Raw genomic sequence first — 17175 nt, 5'->3', positions numbered from 1 at the left:
CGCAATGCACTGAGACGGTGGCAATGCAACGGTCGCTGCAGCGGCCCGAACCGACAAGCTCCGCACCCATGATGCCTATCGGTGACGTAACCCGGTGGAGTTCCGCTTCAACATGTGAGGAGGCGCCGGTCGTCGAGCGAGCAAAGCGAGACGAGACGGTGCCCTGAACAACTTAACGCCTGGCGTTATTGACGCTCGGCGTTAAATGTGTAACGCTGGTCGCGTGATCAGGTCCTTCGCCGGCAAGGTGACCGAGCGGCTGTGGCACCGAGACAAAGTGCCGTCGATCGATCCCCGTGTTCAGAAGGTAGCCATCCGTAAGTTGACGCAGATTCACGCTGCTCGGTTCCTCGACTCGTTGCGTGTGCCACCGGGAAACCGGCTGGAGTCGCTGAAAGGCAACCGTACGGGACGGCACGGCATCCGCGTGAACGATCAATGGCGAATTTGTTTCACCTGGACAGAAGAGAGGTGCTGAAGATGTCGAACTCGTCGATTACCACTGAGCGGTGGGACCCTGTTCACCCTGGTGAGGTGCTCATGAAGGACTTCATCGAAGGTTTCGGGATTACTCAGAACAAGCTGGCGGTGGCTATCAAGGTACCGCCGCGCCGCATCAATGAGATCGTGCACGGCAAGCGGGCGATCACCGCTGATACTGCGTTGCGCCTTGGGCGCTACTTCGGGATCGACCCTCAGTTCTGGCTCAACCTGCAGGCCCACTATGAACTGGAGCTCGCCCAGGATCGGGTGTCAGAACAGATCGCTGCGATCACGCCACTCAAGGTCGCGTGATCGAGGGGATGGGGCACAGACTGGTCCAGAAGGTTGTCGGCTACGTCGTATCGTGGGCGGCACTTGCTCGTCTTCACGCGTGATCACCTGCCTCTCGACATCGCCGGTGTTTCCCCTGGCCTCCCCGGTGGGTCTCGACGCGTGTTCGCCGACGAGAGCTTCGAGCGCGGTGAGTCTAGCAGCGGGATCTCCGGTGATCTCGGCCACGGTCAGCTGAGTTCCGATGACGTCGGGGTCATCGATGAGGTCGAGCAGCATGTCGTTCATAGCGTCCCGCAGTTCGGGGTACTCCTCGTCGCCGACGTGGATCGGATCGCTTGGAGCGAGCGGGAGTACCACGAGCAGATCGACCGTGCGGAGTGCGACCGCGCTCATCGTCGTCGCGCGTTCGATCAGATCGTCGCTTAGGGAACTACCGGTCAGCTCGGCCATCGCGAGGAGGTAGGCGAGGAAGTCGATGGGGCCCCGTTCCGCGATGAGGCATTCGTCTTCGTCGTCGCGGACGAGTCGGTCCGCCGCGATGCGCAGCTGGGCAGTGAACATCGCCGGGTTCGGCGAATCCCACGCTTCGTCCAGGAGTTCGAAGGGGTCGGGCAAGACCGTGAATTCCGAGTGCTGGCGCACGAAGTCCGTGATCAGTGTGCTCTTACCCGTGGCATGGGTGCCAGAGACGACGATGCGCATGAGCGCGAGCGTAGCAGCGGCCTCGGGCGTCGGTGGACGGGGCGGAAGATGTCGAACTCGTCAATTATCACTGATGGTGACCTGGTGACCTGATGGATGGCGGCTCGATCGACCCGAAGCGGAGGCGTGCGGTGTTTGCCGGGGTCGTCGATCCGACGTAGATTGCCGTACAGGGCGGGGCACGGCGAGAGGTGATGCCTGATGGCGAATGATGGCGTGCGTGCGCTGAAGGGCGTGGGTTCGGTCGATGCCTTCCACTGGCCGGGCGTCTTGTGACAGCGGATGTGCGATCACACCTGCGAGCCCTGCCATCGCTGGCCGGAGTCGCCCCGACGTTCGATCGCGAGGCGCTGCCAGCGGATCCGGCGGTGCTCTTCCTCGAGTGGCTTGAGCATGCCGAGCGCGCGGGTGTTGCCGAGCCTCACGCCATGACGCTGTCGACCGTGGATGAACACGGGATGTCCGACGCGAGAATTCTGCTCTTGAAGGACGTCGACAAGAGCGGATGGGCGTTCGCGAGTACCAGGTCGAGCGCGAAGGGTGTTCAACTCGCCGTGAACCCGCAGGCCGCCCTCACCTTCTGGTGGCAGCCTCTGGTGCGCTCCGTTCGGGTGCGAGGGCCTGTGGTTGAGGCGTCGCGAGAGGAGAGCCTCGCCGACCTGCACGCCAGAAGTGCCGCCGCGCAGGAGGGCGTCGATCCGGATGACTGGACCGTGTGGCGCGTCGTGCCGAGCCGCGTGGAGTTCTGGCAGGGCTCCGAAGACCGCCACCACATCCGCGTCGTCTTCGTGCGCAGCGGAAAGGCCTGGCGAGTGGCAGACGCCTGAAATGAAAGAAGAAGCGCTGCCGGGAGGCAATGCGAGCGCAGAGGTGGTTCGCGTCGGCGGGACAGTTCGAAAGCCGTGGTCGGAGGGGTCGGCGGGTGTTCTCGAATACATGCGGATCCTGCGTGAACGCGGCGTTGATGTCCCCCGGCCAATGGGCCGGGACGCCCAGGGACGCATGGTGACTGAGTTCGTGCCGGGCACTCCCGCTACGGATGCCCCGCCTCTCATCCACGCCCAGCTCGCCAGGGTAGGAGCCATGGTGCGACAGATCCACGATACGAGTGAAGGACTCGACGCGGATGCCCTCGGGCTTGCCCCGGCGCTGATCCCGGTTGCCGAAGCCCGGTTGGTGTGCCACGGGGATCTCACGCCGTGGAACCTGCTCGTGGGTGAGCGCTGGCTATTCGTCGACTGGGATGGAGCTGCGGCAAGCACCCGACTGTGGGATCTCGCGTATTCCGCGCAGGCATTCACTCTCAACGATGCGTCGGCCGACCCGCATCTTGCCACCGAAGCATTGCGCGCCTTTGTGGACGGATACGGTGCCGATTCAGACCTGCGCGCCGGTCTTGTCGAGGCCCTGCCCGAACGCACGTGGGCGATGTACGAACTGCTGCGCACATCTCACCGCGACGGTGTGGAACCCTGGGGTGCGATGTTCGTTGAGGGTCACGGTGAGCATTGGCGGACCATCGCGCAATTCGTGGAACAGGGCAGGAGCCTGTGGGCTGAGGCTCTCGGAGCCACCGAGTAGAACTCACCCCTCCGGAACTGTACCGACCTGGTTTGCGGGCATGCCGATAACGATTGCAGAGGAACTCCGGAGTGCCCGTAAGCAGACCGACATGCGCTCCTCACCGAAAGCTAGGCTGGATTCACGGCCGATACGCGACCATGACGAGACGCAGTCAGCGCTCGCCGGATTGGACCACTCATGCGCATAGTCATCGGAGCTCCCAACAACGGCTCGGCACTGAAAGACGCCATCAAGTCCTGGCTCGAAGCGGATGACCGGGTCACCCAAGTCATCGATCTCTCGACGCCGGAGATCACCTATCCCGCCGTCTCGTTCGCGGCAGCAGAGGCCATCGTCGATCGCCGGGCGGATCGGGGCATCCTCGTCTGCGGCACGGGGGTCGGCACGGCGATCGCCGCGAGCAAGGTGGACGGGGTGCGCGCCGCGACCGCCCACGACCTGGTGACGGTGCGCGGCGCGGTCGAGAACTACGACGCCCAGATCCTCTGCATGGGCCAGAACGTCATCGCGCCCGCCGCCGCGACCGCGCTGGTCGACCTCTGGCTCGACCTGCGCCACGACCCGGCGGGCAGCTATGCGCCCAAGCTCGACGAGATCGCCGCATACGAGTCGCGTAGGTAGCATCATTCCCAGCATCATTCGGTGCTATGTTTGGTGCGGAGGTATCCATGCGGACAACGGTTACGGTGGACGACGAGCTGGTGGCGAGGGCCGCTGAGCTGACCGGGCGCGAGGAGCGATCCACGCTCATCCGTCTGGGGCTCGAGGCGCTGATCGAGCGCGAAAGTGCCCGGCGGCTGGCGTTGCTCGGTGGCACGGATCCTCGCGCGACCACTGCGCCGCGCAGGCGGGTCGCCTGAGCGGTGATCCTGGTCGACACCTCGGTGTGGATCGATCATCTGCATCGGTCCGACCCCGTGCTCATCGGGCTCCTGGAGAGCTCTGCTGTTCTCCAGCATCCGATGGTTCTCGGTGAACTCGCCCTCGGAAACCTGCGTAATCGGGAAGAACTTCTTGGCTCCCTCGCGGGGCTGGCATCGGCAGAACGTGCCACTCATGTCGAGGTCATGCACCTCATCAAGAGCAGGCAACTGTACGGCGATGGCCTCAGCCTCGTGGATGCCTACCTGCTTGCCTCGGTGTTGCTGACAGAGGGTGCGGTGGTGTGGACACGGGACAAGAAACTGCACGCTGCGGCAGAACAGCTGGGGATTGCATTTGGTCCCGACCTTCCGACAACAACGAGCACACCGTGAGGATCCGCGCATGACCAGAGTTGCCGCCCTCGACTGCGGAACGAACTCGATCCGACTGCTCATCGCCGATCTCGACGGGCGCGGCGGCCTTCGCGATGTGGTGCGCACCCTCGACTTGGTGCGCCTCGGCGAGGGCGTGGATCGCACCGGCAGATTCAGCGAGGGCGCACTGGAACGCACGCTCGAGGCAACCCGCCGCTACGCCGAACTGTGCCGCGAGCACGAGGTGGAGCGCATCCGCTTCGTCGCAACCTCGGCGACCCGCGATGCCGCCAACCGGGCAGAGTTCACGGATGCGGTCGAGGCACTCCTGGGCGTACCGGCGGAGGTCATCGCCGGCACGGAAGAGGCTGCGCTCTCCTTTCGCGGCGCGCTCACCGCGCTGGATCCTGCCGCGCTCGGCGATGACACGCTCGAGCGTCTCGTCATCGACATCGGCGGAGGGTCCACCGAACTCGTGCTGGGAGGTCGCACGCCGCACGCCGCCTATTCGATGGATGTCGGCTCCGTTCGCCTGACGGAGCGCACCGTGCACACCGACCCGCCCTCGCAGCCCGAGCGCGACAGCGTGCGCGCGGCCGTCGACGCGGCGCTGGATGCCGCATCCGAGACCGTCGACCTCGGCCGCGCGACCGAGGTGATCGGAGTCGCCGGCACCGTCACGACCATCACGGCGCACGCGCTTCGCCTCGCCTCGTACATCCCCGACGCCATCGACGGGGCGCGGCTGCCCGTGGCCACGGTGCTCGCCGCGTGTGATGACCTCAGCCGGATGCCCCGGGCAGAGCGAGCAGCATTGCCCTACCTGCACCCGGGGCGGGTCGACGTCATCGTCACCGGCGCCATGATCTGGTCGGCCGTCGTGCAGCGGATCGCCGAGGCGTCGGTCGCCGCGGGGCACCCGCTCGAGTTCGTCACCACGAGCGAGCACGACATTCTCGACGGCGTCGCGCTGTCACTCGAGGCGGGCCGCACTGCCCACTGACTCCCCCCCCCCCGCCGTCTCGCACCGAGACGGCGCCTCGATCCCGCGCGCGTGATGAGCACTCGGGTACCATCTGCGTATGGCAGGAGACCTCGCCGCTCGCATCCTCACGACACGCTGGGCCGTGCGCGCGCCGATCGGGCTGTTTCGCGCGGGGCTGGGATTCCTGTTCGCGGGAAAGCTGCTGCTTCTGGAGCACGTCGGCCGGGTCTCTGGTGAAAAGCGTTATGTCGTCCTCGAAACCGTCGCACGAGAATCACGGGATGTCGTGATCATCGCCTCGGGATTTGGCCGCAAGGCGCAGTGGTTCCGCAACCTCGTCGCGCATCCGGACTGCCGGGTCAGCATCGGCTCGCGGCGCGCGATCCCCATGCGAGCCGCCGTGCTGGAGACCGGGGAATCGGCGACGGTACTCGATCGTTACAGCGCACTGCATCCGAAGGCGTGGGCGGAGCTGCACGCGGCGATCATCGCGGCGACCGGTGAAAGCGACCCGGAGATCCCGCTTGTGCGGCTGAGCGTCGTCCCCACTGGCTAGGCTTGAGACACAGGGCAACGCGGCGCGCGCAGAGATGTTGAGAAACGCAAGTGAAGTGGTTTCGTCGTCGAGGACGGGTCAGGATGCGACCCTTCGACGAATCAGAGTTGCCAGCCGTCGAGCCGATCACCCTTGAGGATGCGGTCTCCGAGGGCCTCATGCTGGCACAGTACTCGTCCAGGATGGCGCTCAAGAACCGCATCATCGTGGGTGTGCTCACCAACGACCGCCCCTACGAGCCCCAGCAGTACCTCGGTGAGGCCAGGCGTGCGATCGGGGCGCTGATCGACGAGTTCGACCTCGAAGCCACGCGAATCGCCCGGCAGCTCCGTATGATCGCGTCGATGCCGGGCAAGGCCTCGCACGCACACGACTATCGCCGTGCTGATGCCCACAATCTGCGGCTTCGGCACGACACCTCGGAGGCGCTCGTCGCAGCACTGCGCGGACGACGCTCCGACGAGAACTACCTGCACGAGCTCATCGAGAGTGCGCGTCAGGATGCCTGGCATGACATCTCGAGAGCCGTCGGCGACTGGCTCGACCGCGCGAACATTGTCGTCGACTCAAGCTACGAACGAGAGAAGGGCAAGCGGATGGTCCTGCTCACGGATGATCTGCTGGCGCTCCAGCGCGCATCCGCTGAAGGTGCGGCTCCGTGGCCGGCGGCGTGAGACGACAGCTCAGTCGCGGTACTGGTGTTTTGCCATGGTGATGAGCGCGGTGACAGCACCGACAGCCCCCACGGCAACGATCGCCCAGTCGACGATGAACAAGATGTGTCCGATATCCATATTTCGATCATCGACCTTCGCGAGCCGTGATGGAAGACGAACACGCACATCCGTACCGCCGAATCTGCGCCGTTGCTAAGCTGATGCCACAACCACATACCGGGCCGCAACACGATGCGGGAGAGTTCGATCACCAGGTCGAACACCGAAGGAGCAAGCCTCCCCGCCAATCTCTCAGGTTCAGTACCGCATCGAACTGGCCGCTCTGAAAAGTGAATTCGCGCAGCGAATTCAGGTCGAGTAGTCGCGAAGCGATATATCGAGACCCCAAACGTTGCGAATTCCGCCCACGGTGAAAACCGGCAACCGCCGGTGAAGCTCTCAGGCTGATGACAGAGGGGGAGTTCCCGCAGCCATGATGCCAGGAGAACTCGTGCCAGACCACCAGCGATCAGATCCACAGCGACCGGCGCACCAGCGCCTCTCACCACTCCACCAGGTCCACGTGGATGCCGGTGCCAGTTTCACGGACTTCGCCGGCTGGCAGATGCCGGTGCGTTATTCGAGCGACCTTGCGGAGCACCACGCCGTGCGTCACTCCGTCGCGCTGTTCGACCTGTCGCACATGGCCGAGATCATCGTCTCTGGCCCGGAGGCAGCGGAGGCACTCGACTACGCCCTGGCGGGCAAGATCTCATCCGTGGCGATCGGACAGGCGAAGTATTCGCTGCTCCTGACGCCGGAGGGCGGCATCCTCGACGACCTCGTCATCTACCGCACCCACGAGAACCGCTACGGCATCGTCGCCAACGCCTCCAACCGTTACGCGGTTGCGGGGGCTCTCTCCGCGAGGGCGGCCGAGTTCGACGTCACCGTTTTCGACGAGAGTGATGCTCTCGCGCTTGTTGCGGTGCAGGGGCCGCGTTCGCTCGAGGTCGTTGAGCGGCTCAGCGGCCTCGAGACCCTGACCGATGCTTCGGCGCTCGGCTATTACTGGAGCACGATGGGCACGTACCACGGCCAAGAGGTCATGGTCGCCCGCACCGGGTACACCGGCGAAGACGGCTTCGAACTCTACGTGCGATCTGCGCAGGGCCCGCAGCTGTGGAACGAGCTCATGGAGGCCGGAGCAGCCTTCGACATCGTGCCCGCCGGCCTCGCCAGCCGAGACACGCTCCGTCTCGAGGCGGGGATGCCACTGTACGGCCACGAGCTCTCGGTCAACACCCTGCCGGCGCAGGCAGGTCTTGGCCGCGTCGTGAACTTCACGAAAGAGGGCGACTTCGTCGGACGGGATGCGGTGGAGGCCGGTCCGCCAGAGGGTGCTCGGGTTCTTGTCGGCCTTGTGTCCGAGGGCAAGCGCGCCGGACGCACGGAGTACCTCGTCTACTCGGCGGACGAGCGCGAGGTGGGCGTGGTGACGAGCGGCGCCCTGTCTCCGGCTCTCGGCTATCCGATCGCGATGGCCTATGTCGGCCCCGAAGACGCGGCGCTCGGAACCGAACTGTACATCGACGTGCGCGGAACCCAGGTGCCGGCAACCGTCGTCGCACTCCCGTTCTACAAGCGACCGGCAGCGCAGCCGGCGGCGACATCCACACACTCCGCAACGCCGAACCAGGCCACCACATCGAACAAGGGGACGAACGCATGACTGACCTCGCAGCACTCAAGTACACCGCAGAACACGAGTGGATCCTGGTGGATGGCGACACGGCGACCGTGGGGATCACGGCCTACGCTGCGGAGAAGCTGGGCGACGTCGTCTTCGTCGAGCTGCCCCCCGTCGGCACCGCCGTCACAGAGGGCACCGTCGTCGGTGAGATCGAGTCGACCAAGTCCGTCGGCGAGCTCTTCGCCCCGGTCAGCGGTACGGTCATCGAGACCAACGATGCCGTGGTCTCGTCCCCGGAGCTGGTCAACAGCGACCCATTCGGCGATGGCTGGATGATCAAGGTCAGCTTCTCCGAGCTCCCCGCGATGCTCACGGCAGACGAGTACACCGCGCTGGTCGGAGAGTGACGTCGGCAGTGGAAGGCGCTCTGTCCCTCGAGGCAACATCCTTCGAAACGCAGTCGCGCGACGCTTTCGTTGAACGCCACATCGGCACCGACGAGGATGCTCAGGACATCATGCTCGACACCCTCGGCTTCGGCTCGGTGGACGAGCTCGTCTCGGCTGCGGTACCCGCCTCGATCGCGGTGGAATCCTTCGAGCACGCCGCAGAGTCCGCGCTGCCTCCCGCGGCCACGGAGCGCGAGGCGCTCGCCGAACTGCGCGTCTTTGCCAAGCGCAACCGGGTCAACCGCTCCATGATCGGTCTCGGCTACTACGACACGATCACGCCGGCTGTGATCAAGCGCAACGTCTTCGAGAACCCGAGCTGGTACACGGCGTACACGCCCTACCAGCCGGAGATCTCGCAGGGCCGGCTCGAAGCGCTCATCAACTTCCAGACCATGATCTCCGACCTCACCGGGTTGAAGACCGCGAACGCCTCCATGCTCGACGAGGGCACGGCCGTGGTCGAGGGGATGCTCCTGGCCAGGCGCGCATCCAAGTCCGCCTCGAACGTCTTCCTCGTCGACGCGGATGCCCTGCCCCAGACCAAGGCGCTGCTCGCGAACCGCGCGGCAGCTGTCGGCATCGAGCTGCACGAGACCCCGTACGACCTCGATCCCCGCACGGTCGGCATGGACGTCTTCGGAGCCTTTATCCAGTACCCTGGTTCATCCGGGCGAGTGTGGGATCCGTCCGCGGTGATCGACGCTGTCAAGGCGCAGGGCGGCATCGCCGTCGTCGCGGCAGACCTTCTTGCCGTCACCCTACTCAAGAGTCCGGGCGAGCTGGGCGCGGATGTCGCGGTCGGCTCCAGCCAGCGCTTCGGCGTTCCGATGGGCTTCGGCGGTCCGCATGCGGGCTTCATGGCCGTGCGCGCGGGTCTGGAACGACAGCTTCCCGGCCGCCTGGTCGGCGTCTCGCAGGATGCGGGCGGCCACCCCGCCTACCGCCTCTCGCTACAGGCACGCGAGCAGCACATCCGCCGCGAGAAGGCCACGAGCAACATCTGCACCGCCCAGGTGCTGCTCGCCGTCATGGCCTCGATGTACGCGGTCTACCACGGTCCCACGGGCCTCAAGGCCATCGCCGAGCGAATCACCCGCCGCACGAGGTACTTGGCCGATGCCGCGACGGATGGCGGCCACACCGTCGTCTCGGGTAACTACTTCGACACGCTCACTCTCGAGACCGACCGTCACGCCGACCGGCTCATCGAAGACGCGTACCGCGCGGGCTACCTGTTCCACAAGGTGGACGACACGCACGTGCAGCTCTCGGTCGATGAGACCACGAGCGAGGACGACCTGCGGGCCGTCGCACGCATCCTCGGGGCGGAGAAGGAGTACGTGTCCCGTTCGGAGATCGAGGGCTGGATTCCCCGCGAGCTGCTGCGCACGAGCGAGTTCCTCACGCATCCGGTGTTCAACACGCATCGCTCCGAGACGAGCATGATGCGGTATCTCAAGTACCTCGCCGACAAGGACTACGCCCTCGATCGCGGCATGATCCCGCTCGGCTCGTGCACCATGAAGCTCAATGCCGCCACCGAGATGGAGGCGGTGTCCTGGCCGGAGTTCGCGAACATCCACCCCTTTGCACCAGAGACGGATGTCGAGGGCTACCTCGGCATGATCGAGCAGCTCGAGACGTGGCTGGCCGAGGTCACCGGCTATGACGCCGTCACATTGCAACCGAACGCGGGCAGCCAGGGCGAGCTCGCGGGCCTGCTCGCGATCCGCGGCTTCCACCGCGCGGCGGGCAACGAGCAGCGCACGGTGTGTCTCATCCCGTCCAGTGCGCACGGCACGAACGCGGCCTCGGCCGTTCTCGCCGGGATGCGCGTGGTTGTCGTGGCCTGTGACGAACTCGGCAACGTCGACCTCGACGATCTTCGCGCAAAGATCGCGGAGCACGCGGAGTCGCTTGCCGCGCTCATGATCACCTACCCCTCGACACACGGCGTGTACGAGCAGGAGGTCGCGGCGATCTGCAAGGCCGTGCACGACGCCGGCGGCCAGGTCTACGTCGATGGCGCGAACCTCAACGCCCTGCTCGGTTTCGCCCGGTTCGGCGACTTCGGCGGCGATGTGTCGCACCTCAACCTGCACAAGACCTTCTGCATCCCGCACGGCGGTGGTGGGCCGGGAGTCGGGCCCGTCGCGGCCAAGGCCCACCTCGCGCCCTACCTGCCCGGGCATCCGCTGGCCCAGCGCGAGACCTCGGCTGGTCGAGTCGCGAGCGAGGCACAAACCCACGTATCGAGACCAGCACACCGCAATGCCGTCTCCGCCGCTCCCTACGGCAGCCCCAGCATCCTGCCGATCAGCTGGGCGTACATCCGCATGATGGGCGCTGACGGACTCAGGCGCGCCACCGGCGCGGCCGTGCTCGCCGCGAACTACGTGGCTGCACGCCTTCGCGACCACTATCCGGTGCTGTACTCGGGTGAGCGCGGGCTCGTCGCCCACGAGTGCATCCTCGACCTCCGCCCGCTCACCGAGGCGACGGGCGTCACCGTGGATGACGTGGCCAAGCGCCTCATCGACTACGGCTTCCACGCACCCACGATGTCGTTTCCCGTGCCGGGCACCCTCATGGTCGAGCCGACCGAGAGCGAGGACCTCGCCGAGATCGACCGCTTCATCGACGCGATGATCGCGATCAAGGCGGAGGCGGATGCCGTGGCCGCGGGCGAGTGGCCGACAGACGACAACCCGCTGCATAACGCTCCGCACACGGCGCGCTCGGTCATCGAGGGGGAGTGGGGGCACGCCTACTCGCGCGAGAGAGCGGTGTATCCGGTGCGAGGACTCCTGCGCAACAAGTACTGGCCGCCGGTGCGTCGCATCGATCAGGCCTGGGGCGACCGCAACCTCGTCTGCGCCTGCCCGCCGCCGGAGGCCTTCGAGTAGCGCTTATCAGAACAACGCGGGGAACGTCGCGGCCACCCACGGGTACCCGACGAACACCGCGGCGTCGATGAGGAAGTGCGCGATCACGAGCGGCAGCACCCGCCTGTACCGCGTGTAGAGCCAGCCGAACAGCACGCCCATCGCGACGTTGCCGATGAACGAACCCCAGCCCTGGTACAGGTGGTAGCTGCCGCGCAGCACGGCCGCGGCGAGAATGATCTGCCACTTTCCCCAGCCGAGATCGCGCAGCCGGGCGAACAGGTAGCCGACCACGATGATCTCCTCCTGGAGCCCAGCGCGCAGGGCAGACAGCAGCAGCACCGGGATCGTCCACCAGTAGCCGCCGAGGCTGTTCGGGTCGACTGTCACCGTGAGTCCGAGTGCTCGGCCGCCGAGGTAGAGCGCGATGCCGGGAACGCCGATGATGGCCGCGAGCGCGAGGCCGGCCAGGGCATCCCGACCGGGCCTGTGGAAGCCGATGCCGAGGCGCGTTAGGTGTGGCTTCGCGGGGTTCCAGAGCAGGAAGATCACGAGCGCGACGGGCGCGAGGTCGAACACGATCCCGAGGAGCTGGTACACGAGATCGAAGACCTCGCGGTTGTTCAGCGGAACGTTGAGCTTGGCCGTGTTGCTCGACAGGGGAGCGCGCCTGGTCGACAGGTCGATGATGCTGACGATCGAATACACCGCGGATGCCCCGAGCGAGAGCGCGAGCACGATCAGGATCTCGGCGCGGATGCGGCCTCGCGACGCGCGGGCGGCCGCGGGACTGGGGGACTCGGCAGGCAGCACCTGACCGATGCTACGCGAGTGCGTTCCACCGTTCGAGGCGGTCATGCGGGGGTGAGAATCGTGTTTTATGCGAAGACACTAACTTTTGTGCAAGATTCTGCCGCGCGAACGACGTATTTCCCACAATGGTTACCGGTTTGCAAGGATTCCGTTTACTGTTTTGTCAGCGCATGCCGCCCGAACGGGGGAGGCTGCGTCGATCGCGACGGCCTGACCTAGGAATCGGCCGTCGTACGTCCCATTTTGCACAGGAGGAAAAGTGAAAATGACACGGAGGCGGCTGCTTTCAGCTGTCGCAATAGCAGGGGCTATGAGCCTCGCGCTGGCGGCGTGCACCACGAGTGCTGACACGACGACATCGTCCAAGTCCGGCACAACGGTGACCATCGCCCAGGTGAACGAGGCCACATCGTTCAACTACAACACCCCGCAGGGAAACCTCGACACCAACGGACTCATCTGGCAGATGACCCAGCCCCAGTTCTTCACATTCGACGCGAAGTTCACCCCTGTGCACAACAAGGACCTGGGCTCCTACGAGAAGGTCAGTGACGATCCGCTCACGGTGAAGTACACGCTGAAGTCGGGACTCAAGTGGTCCGACGGCAAGCCCATGAACGCCGATGACCTGATGCTCGGCTGGGCGCAGGCCTCCGGCTACTACGAGTCGGCGACGCTCAACGACGACGGCGACGTGACCAAGGGCGTGCAGTACTTCGCGAGCGCCGCGGGCTACCCGTGGTCTTCTGAGAAGCCCAAGGTCAGTTCCGACAACCTCTCGATCACCTTCACATACAAGCAGCCGTACGTGGACTGGGAGCTCGTCAACCCGATCCAGTTCCCGGCGCACGTCGTCGCGAAGAAGGCGGGCGTGAGCGAGGCCGACCTGATCAAGGCCATCAAGGACACCCCGGCGGGCGACCCGGCGAACCCTGGCCCGGCCAACGAGACCCTCAAGAAGGCCGCGAGCTTCATCAACACGGGCTATGACGCGACCGCGATGCCGAAGGACAAGAGCCTCGTCGTCTCCGGCGGTCCGCTCATGGTGACCGGATGGACGCCCAAGCAGTCGATGACCTTCGCCAAGAACCCCGACTACAGCGGTTCGCACTCGGTGAAGTTCGACAAGCTCGTCATGCGCTTCATCGGCGACGCGAACGCGCAGGTGACCGCTCTGCAGAACGGCGAGGTCGACGCGATCCAGCCGCAGGCATCCGCTGACACGGTTGAGGCACTGAAGAAGATCTCCGGTGTCCACGTCTACCAGGGCAACCAGGTCGCATATGACCACCTCGACCTGAACTTCAAGTCGCCGGTGTTCAGCGACCCGACCGTGCGGCAGGCCTTCCTGCTGACGATTCCGCGCCAGCAGATCCTGCAGTCCATCGTCACCCCCGTCGTTCCTGACGCGAAGGTGCTCGACTCGCAGATCTGGCTGCCGGACAACCCGGAGTACGCGAACGCGGTGAAGGTGAACGGTTCGAGTGCTTACGACAAGGTCGACATCGCCAAGGCGAAGTCGCTTCTGGCGGGCAAGACTCCGACGGTGAAGATCCTGTACAACTCCAAGAACCCCAACCGGGTGGCCTCGTTCCAGGCGATCCAGGCTTCGGCCAAGGAAGCAGGATTCAACGTCACGGATGGCGGTTCGCCGGACTGGAGCACCCTGCTCACCGGTGGCGACTACGACGCGTCGATCTTCGGATGGATCAACCCCGGTGCTGGTAACGCCCAGATTCCGCAGCTGTTCCAGATCGGCAACTCGGGTAACTACAACAACTACAACAATGCCGACGCGAGCAAGCTGGCTGTGGAGACGCAGTCCACGCTGGACCCGAAGAAGCTCGATGAGATGAAGCTCCAGATCGACAAGGCGACCTTCGCGGACGCCTACGGTCTCCCGCTGTTCCAGCTGCCCGGCGTGTTCGCGTCGAACAGCAAGCTCAAGGGCGTGCAGTGGTTCGGTGGCCAGAACGGCATCACCTGGAACGTCTGGGACTGGACCAAGAAGTAATAAACCAACAGGTCCGCCCTCAGCACGTCTGAGTCAGTCTGGGGCGCCGGTGCTCGATGAGAGTCCGGCGCCTCAGCGTTGGGGCAATTCCACGGTCATAGGATGTTGCCCAGCGATTCGCCGTGGCATGCCCACGTGTCGAAGACAACGGCGTCAGCTACAGTTCCGCAAAGGTAAACCGAAACTATGGTGAGTTTCATCGCGAGGCGCATAGTCGTCTCCATCCTGATCCTGATCGCCGCATCGTTCATCATGTACGTGCTCGCGGCGAGCTCGGGAGATCCCCTCGCCGATCTCCACGGCAGCAGTTCGCCGAATCGGCAGGCGTTGATCGAGGCCAGGGTCCACACCCAGCACCTCGATCTGCCCTCTCCCGTCCGCTGGGTGCTCTGGCTCGGCGGGGTCGCCAAGTGCATCGTCCCGTTCGCCAACCAGTGCGACCTCGGAACGACGTTCTCCAACCAGGCGGTGACGGACCTTCTGCCGCAGGCCATGACGGCGACGCTGCAACTCGTCACCCTCGCCTTCGTGCTCGCGGTCGTGCTGGGCATCGCTCTGGGCATCGTCACGGCACTGCGCCAGTACAGCGCGTTCGACTACAGCGTCACCTTCATCAGCTTCTTCCTCTTCTCGCTGCCGTCGTTCCTGATGGCCGTGATGCTCAAGGCGTTCATCGCCCTCGGCTTCAATGACTTCCTCGCCGATCCGAAGATCGGACCCGTAGCGCTCGTGGCGATCGGCATCATCATCGGCACGATCTGGCAGCTCCTCATCGGGGGCGTCTGGCGACGGCGGCTCATCGTGTTCGCCGTGTCTGGCCTTGCGACCTCGCTGCTGCTCTGGTACCTGTCGGCCACGGGCTGGTTCCTCAGGCCTTCGCTCGGTCCGATCGTGCTGTTCGTTCTCATCGCGGGAATCGCCTACGGAACCACGGCGATCATGGCGGGCATCCACAATCGCAAGGCATTGCTGACCGCGATCATCACCGGCGCAATCGCGATGGTCTGCTACTTCGGCCTCCAGTGGCTGTTCACCATCTCCTCGTTAGGCACTCTCGTCTTCCTCGCGCTCATCGCGATCGGGGTGGGCATCCTCGTCGGCTTCCTGCTCGGTGGATACGACCGGTCGCTGTCGATGCGGATCGGTGCCGTGGTCGCCCTGCTCTCCGGCGGCCTCGTGCTGCTGGATCGATTCATGCGCGCCTGGCCCGCCTACCTGAACCTCGACCAGGTCAACGGACGCCCGATCGCTACGGTGGGGGCAGTGACTCCCAATCTGGTCGGCAGCGTGTGGATCCAGGGTATCGATGGTTTCACCCACCTGCTCCTGCCGACCATCAGCCTCCTGCTCATCAGCTTCGCAAGCTACACGCGCTACTCCCGCTCGGGCATGCTCGACGTGCTGAGCCAGGACTACGTGCGAACCGCGCGCGCGAAGGGCCTTCCCGAGCGCACCGTGATCGTTCGACACGCGTTCCGCAATGTGCTCATTCCGCTCGCGACGCTCGTCGCCACCGACGTCGGCGCACTTCTCGGCGGGGCGGTGATCACCGAGACGGTGTTCGCCATCAGCGGCATGGGGGCACTGTTCGTCGCCGGACTCTATCGGGTCGACGTCAACCCGATCATGGGCTACTTCCTCGTCGTCGCCATCGTCGCGATCACATTCAACTTCCTGGCCGATCTCGCCTACGCAGCGCTCGACCCGAGGGTGAGGACACACTGATGAGCACCATCCAGGGCAACCCCCTTGAGCCGAACATCTCTCCTGAGCCGGAAGTCACGCCGGTGCCCGGTGAGGAGTCCAAGGGGACGAGCCAGGGGCGCCTGATCTTCCGGCGCTTCATGGGCAACAAGGTCGCGGTCGCGTCGGTGATCATCTACCTCGCCGTGCTGATCTTCGCGATCACGGCCATCGGCATCGGGCCCATCCACGGCTGGTGGAAGTACAGCTACACCCAGCTCAACCCGCAGCTGAACCACGGCGCGCCGACGCTGTCGGTGATTCCGCAGTGGTTGGGAGGCTCGGGCATCCACCTGGGCGAGCACCCGTTCGGCCAGGACAGCATCGGCAAGGACTACTTCGCCCTCACGATGCGGGGGATCCAGAACTCCGTGCTCGTCATGCTCGTGCTCGGGCTGTTCGCGACCGTGGTCGGCGTGATCGTCGGCGCCGTCGCCGGATACTTCCGCGGCTGGGTGGATGCGGTGCTCATGCGCATCACCGACATCTTCATCGTGATCCCCGCGATCGTGATCGGCGCCATCGTGGGCCGCACGGCGGGCGGCCTCGGGGCGTTCGGCCTGGCCATCCTGCTTGGGGCGGTGTCCTGGATGGTGATCGCGCGTCTCGTGCGCAGCGAGTTCCTGTCGTTACGCGAGCGTGAGTTCGTCGAGGCGGCACGGGTCGCGGGGGCGTCGGATGCCCGCATCATCTTCAAGCACATCCTGCCCAACGCGATCGGCGTCATCATCGTCGCGTCGACACTGTTGATCGCCTCGGCGATCCTGCTCGAGACGGCGCTGAGCTACCTGGGTTTCGGCATCAAGGCACCGGACTCCTCGCTCGGCCTCCTCGTCAGTCAGAACCAGTCCGCGCTGCAGACGCGGCCGTGGCTGTTCTGGTGGCCCGGCGCGTTCATCGTGCTCCTCGCGCTCATGGTGAACTTCGTCGGAGACGGACTGCGTGACGCGTTCGACCCGCAGCAGCGCAGGTTCAGCGTGCGCAGAACCAAGGAGCAGCCCACCGCGCCGGGAGCATCCCCGGCACTCACCGTGCCTGATTCGCGGGGTGACAAACGATGACCCGGATGTGGGAAAC

The 17175-nt window shown here is 65.2% G+C and carries 19 protein-coding genes and 1 riboswitch; of the genes, 16 read left to right on the top strand and 3 right to left on the bottom strand.

The genetic code is table 11. The annotated features are described in order from the left end of the window. Positions 1 to 223 precede the first annotated feature (223 nt). Together ABUA28_RS00390 and ABUA28_RS00385 are read left to right on the top strand one after the other, a co-directional pair. The gene (locus ABUA28_RS00390; RefSeq protein WP_349901760.1) at positions 224 to 478 is read left to right on the top strand and encodes a type II toxin-antitoxin system RelE/ParE family toxin; all 255 of its coding nucleotides are present in this window, start codon (positions 224 to 226) and stop codon (positions 476 to 478) included. Between the two features lie 2 nt (positions 479 to 480). After that, complete coding sequence (locus tag ABUA28_RS00385; RefSeq protein WP_349901759.1) at positions 481 to 795, top strand: HigA family addiction module antitoxin; 315 nt, start codon at positions 481 to 483, stop codon at positions 793 to 795. Here ABUA28_RS00385 and ABUA28_RS00380 read toward each other — a convergent pair. Both ABUA28_RS00380 and ABUA28_RS00375 read right to left on the bottom strand, forming a co-directional pair. Next, positions 754 to 1479 carry a DEAD/DEAH box helicase family protein gene (locus ABUA28_RS00380; protein ID WP_349901758.1) on the bottom strand — a complete coding sequence of 242 codons (726 nt, stop codon included), beginning with the start codon at positions 1477 to 1479 and terminating at the stop codon, positions 754 to 756. The genes ABUA28_RS00385 and ABUA28_RS00380 overlap by 42 nt on opposite strands. Before the next feature lie 290 nt (positions 1480 to 1769). Further along, positions 1770 to 1904 (bottom strand): hypothetical protein, encoded by a 135-nt coding sequence (locus ABUA28_RS00375; RefSeq protein WP_349901757.1) that lies wholly within the window; start codon positions 1902 to 1904, stop codon positions 1770 to 1772. 3 nt (positions 1905 to 1907) lie between these two features. Between ABUA28_RS00375 and ABUA28_RS00370 the strand changes: the two genes are divergently transcribed. From ABUA28_RS00370 to gcvP, 11 genes are all read left to right on the top strand, one after another. Then, entirely contained in the window at positions 1908 to 2306 is a 399-nt protein-coding gene (locus tag ABUA28_RS00370; protein WP_349901756.1) for a pyridoxine/pyridoxamine 5'-phosphate oxidase, read from the top strand. Between the two features lies 1 nt (position 2307). Next, positions 2308 to 3060, top strand: coding sequence for a phosphotransferase (locus ABUA28_RS00365; RefSeq protein WP_349901755.1), 753 nt, complete (start codon positions 2308 to 2310; stop codon positions 3058 to 3060). A 180-nt stretch (positions 3061 to 3240) separates the two neighbouring features. Next, positions 3241 to 3684: an RpiB/LacA/LacB family sugar-phosphate isomerase gene (locus tag ABUA28_RS00360; protein WP_349901754.1), complete on the top strand. Its 444-nt coding sequence runs from the start codon at positions 3241 to 3243 to the stop codon at positions 3682 to 3684. 47 nt (positions 3685 to 3731) lie between these two features. Next, positions 3732 to 3923 carry a type II toxin-antitoxin system VapB family antitoxin gene (locus tag ABUA28_RS00355; protein ID WP_349901753.1) on the top strand — a complete coding sequence of 64 codons (192 nt, stop codon included), beginning with the start codon at positions 3732 to 3734 and terminating at the stop codon, positions 3921 to 3923. A 3-nt stretch (positions 3924 to 3926) separates the two neighbouring features. Further along, a complete protein-coding gene (locus ABUA28_RS00350; RefSeq protein WP_349901752.1) occupies positions 3927 to 4319 on the top strand; it encodes a type II toxin-antitoxin system VapC family toxin in 393 nt (130 codons plus the stop codon). Between the two features lie 10 nt (positions 4320 to 4329). Beyond that, the gene (locus tag ABUA28_RS00345) at positions 4330 to 5304 is read left to right on the top strand and encodes a Ppx/GppA phosphatase family protein (RefSeq protein ID WP_349901751.1); all 975 of its coding nucleotides are present in this window, start codon (positions 4330 to 4332) and stop codon (positions 5302 to 5304) included. Between the two features lie 79 nt (positions 5305 to 5383). Then, on the top strand, positions 5384 to 5842 hold the full coding sequence (locus ABUA28_RS00340; RefSeq protein ID WP_349901750.1) for a nitroreductase family deazaflavin-dependent oxidoreductase: 459 nt from the start codon (positions 5384 to 5386) through the stop codon (positions 5840 to 5842). An 83-nt stretch (positions 5843 to 5925) separates the two neighbouring features. Continuing rightward, complete coding sequence (locus ABUA28_RS00335) at positions 5926 to 6516, top strand: hypothetical protein (protein WP_349901749.1); 591 nt, start codon at positions 5926 to 5928, stop codon at positions 6514 to 6516. Between the two features lie 227 nt (positions 6517 to 6743). Next, a riboswitch (glycine riboswitch) is annotated at positions 6744 to 6835 on the top strand. A gap of 159 nt (positions 6836 to 6994) precedes the next feature. Further along, positions 6995 to 8230 (top strand): glycine cleavage system aminomethyltransferase GcvT, encoded by a 1236-nt coding sequence (gene gcvT / locus ABUA28_RS00330; protein ID WP_407075409.1) that lies wholly within the window; start codon positions 6995 to 6997, stop codon positions 8228 to 8230. Next, positions 8227 to 8598 carry a glycine cleavage system protein GcvH gene (gcvH, locus tag ABUA28_RS00325; RefSeq protein WP_349901747.1) on the top strand — a complete coding sequence of 124 codons (372 nt, stop codon included), beginning with the start codon at positions 8227 to 8229 and terminating at the stop codon, positions 8596 to 8598. Before gcvT ends, gcvH begins: the two co-directional genes overlap by 4 nt. A gap of 110 nt (positions 8599 to 8708) precedes the next feature. Then, the gene (gene gcvP / locus ABUA28_RS00320; protein WP_407075408.1) at positions 8709 to 11549 is read left to right on the top strand and encodes an aminomethyl-transferring glycine dehydrogenase; all 2841 of its coding nucleotides are present in this window, start codon (positions 8709 to 8711) and stop codon (positions 11547 to 11549) included. Positions 11550 to 11555: 6 nt separating this feature from the next. On the opposite strand, the gene ABUA28_RS00315 is transcribed toward gcvP, so the two are convergent. Continuing rightward, entirely contained in the window at positions 11556 to 12386 is an 831-nt protein-coding gene (locus ABUA28_RS00315) for a CPBP family intramembrane glutamic endopeptidase (RefSeq protein ID WP_349901745.1), read from the bottom strand. A 265-nt stretch (positions 12387 to 12651) separates the two neighbouring features. Between ABUA28_RS00315 and ABUA28_RS00310 the strand changes: the two genes are divergently transcribed. The 3 genes from ABUA28_RS00310 (at position 12652) to ABUA28_RS00300 (ending at position 17159) form a co-directional block, all read left to right on the top strand. Further along, a complete protein-coding gene (locus tag ABUA28_RS00310; RefSeq protein ID WP_349901744.1) occupies positions 12652 to 14355 on the top strand; it encodes an ABC transporter family substrate-binding protein in 1704 nt (567 codons plus the stop codon). Positions 14356 to 14541: 186 nt separating this feature from the next. Continuing rightward, positions 14542 to 16080, top strand: a complete 1539-nt coding sequence (locus ABUA28_RS00305) for an ABC transporter permease (RefSeq protein ID WP_349901743.1) — start codon at positions 14542 to 14544, stop codon at positions 16078 to 16080. Further along, entirely contained in the window at positions 16080 to 17159 is a 1080-nt protein-coding gene (locus ABUA28_RS00300; RefSeq protein ID WP_349901742.1) for an ABC transporter permease, read from the top strand. Before ABUA28_RS00305 ends, ABUA28_RS00300 begins: the two co-directional genes overlap by 1 nt. Positions 17160 to 17175 lie beyond the last annotated feature (16 nt).

The organism is Parafrigoribacterium humi, assembly GCF_040227205.1.
GTDB lineage: Bacteria > Actinomycetota > Actinomycetes > Actinomycetales > Microbacteriaceae > Parafrigoribacterium_A > Parafrigoribacterium_A humi.
Note: the sequence above shows the minus strand (reverse complement) of the source record. Positions and strands in the feature narration are given on the sequence as shown.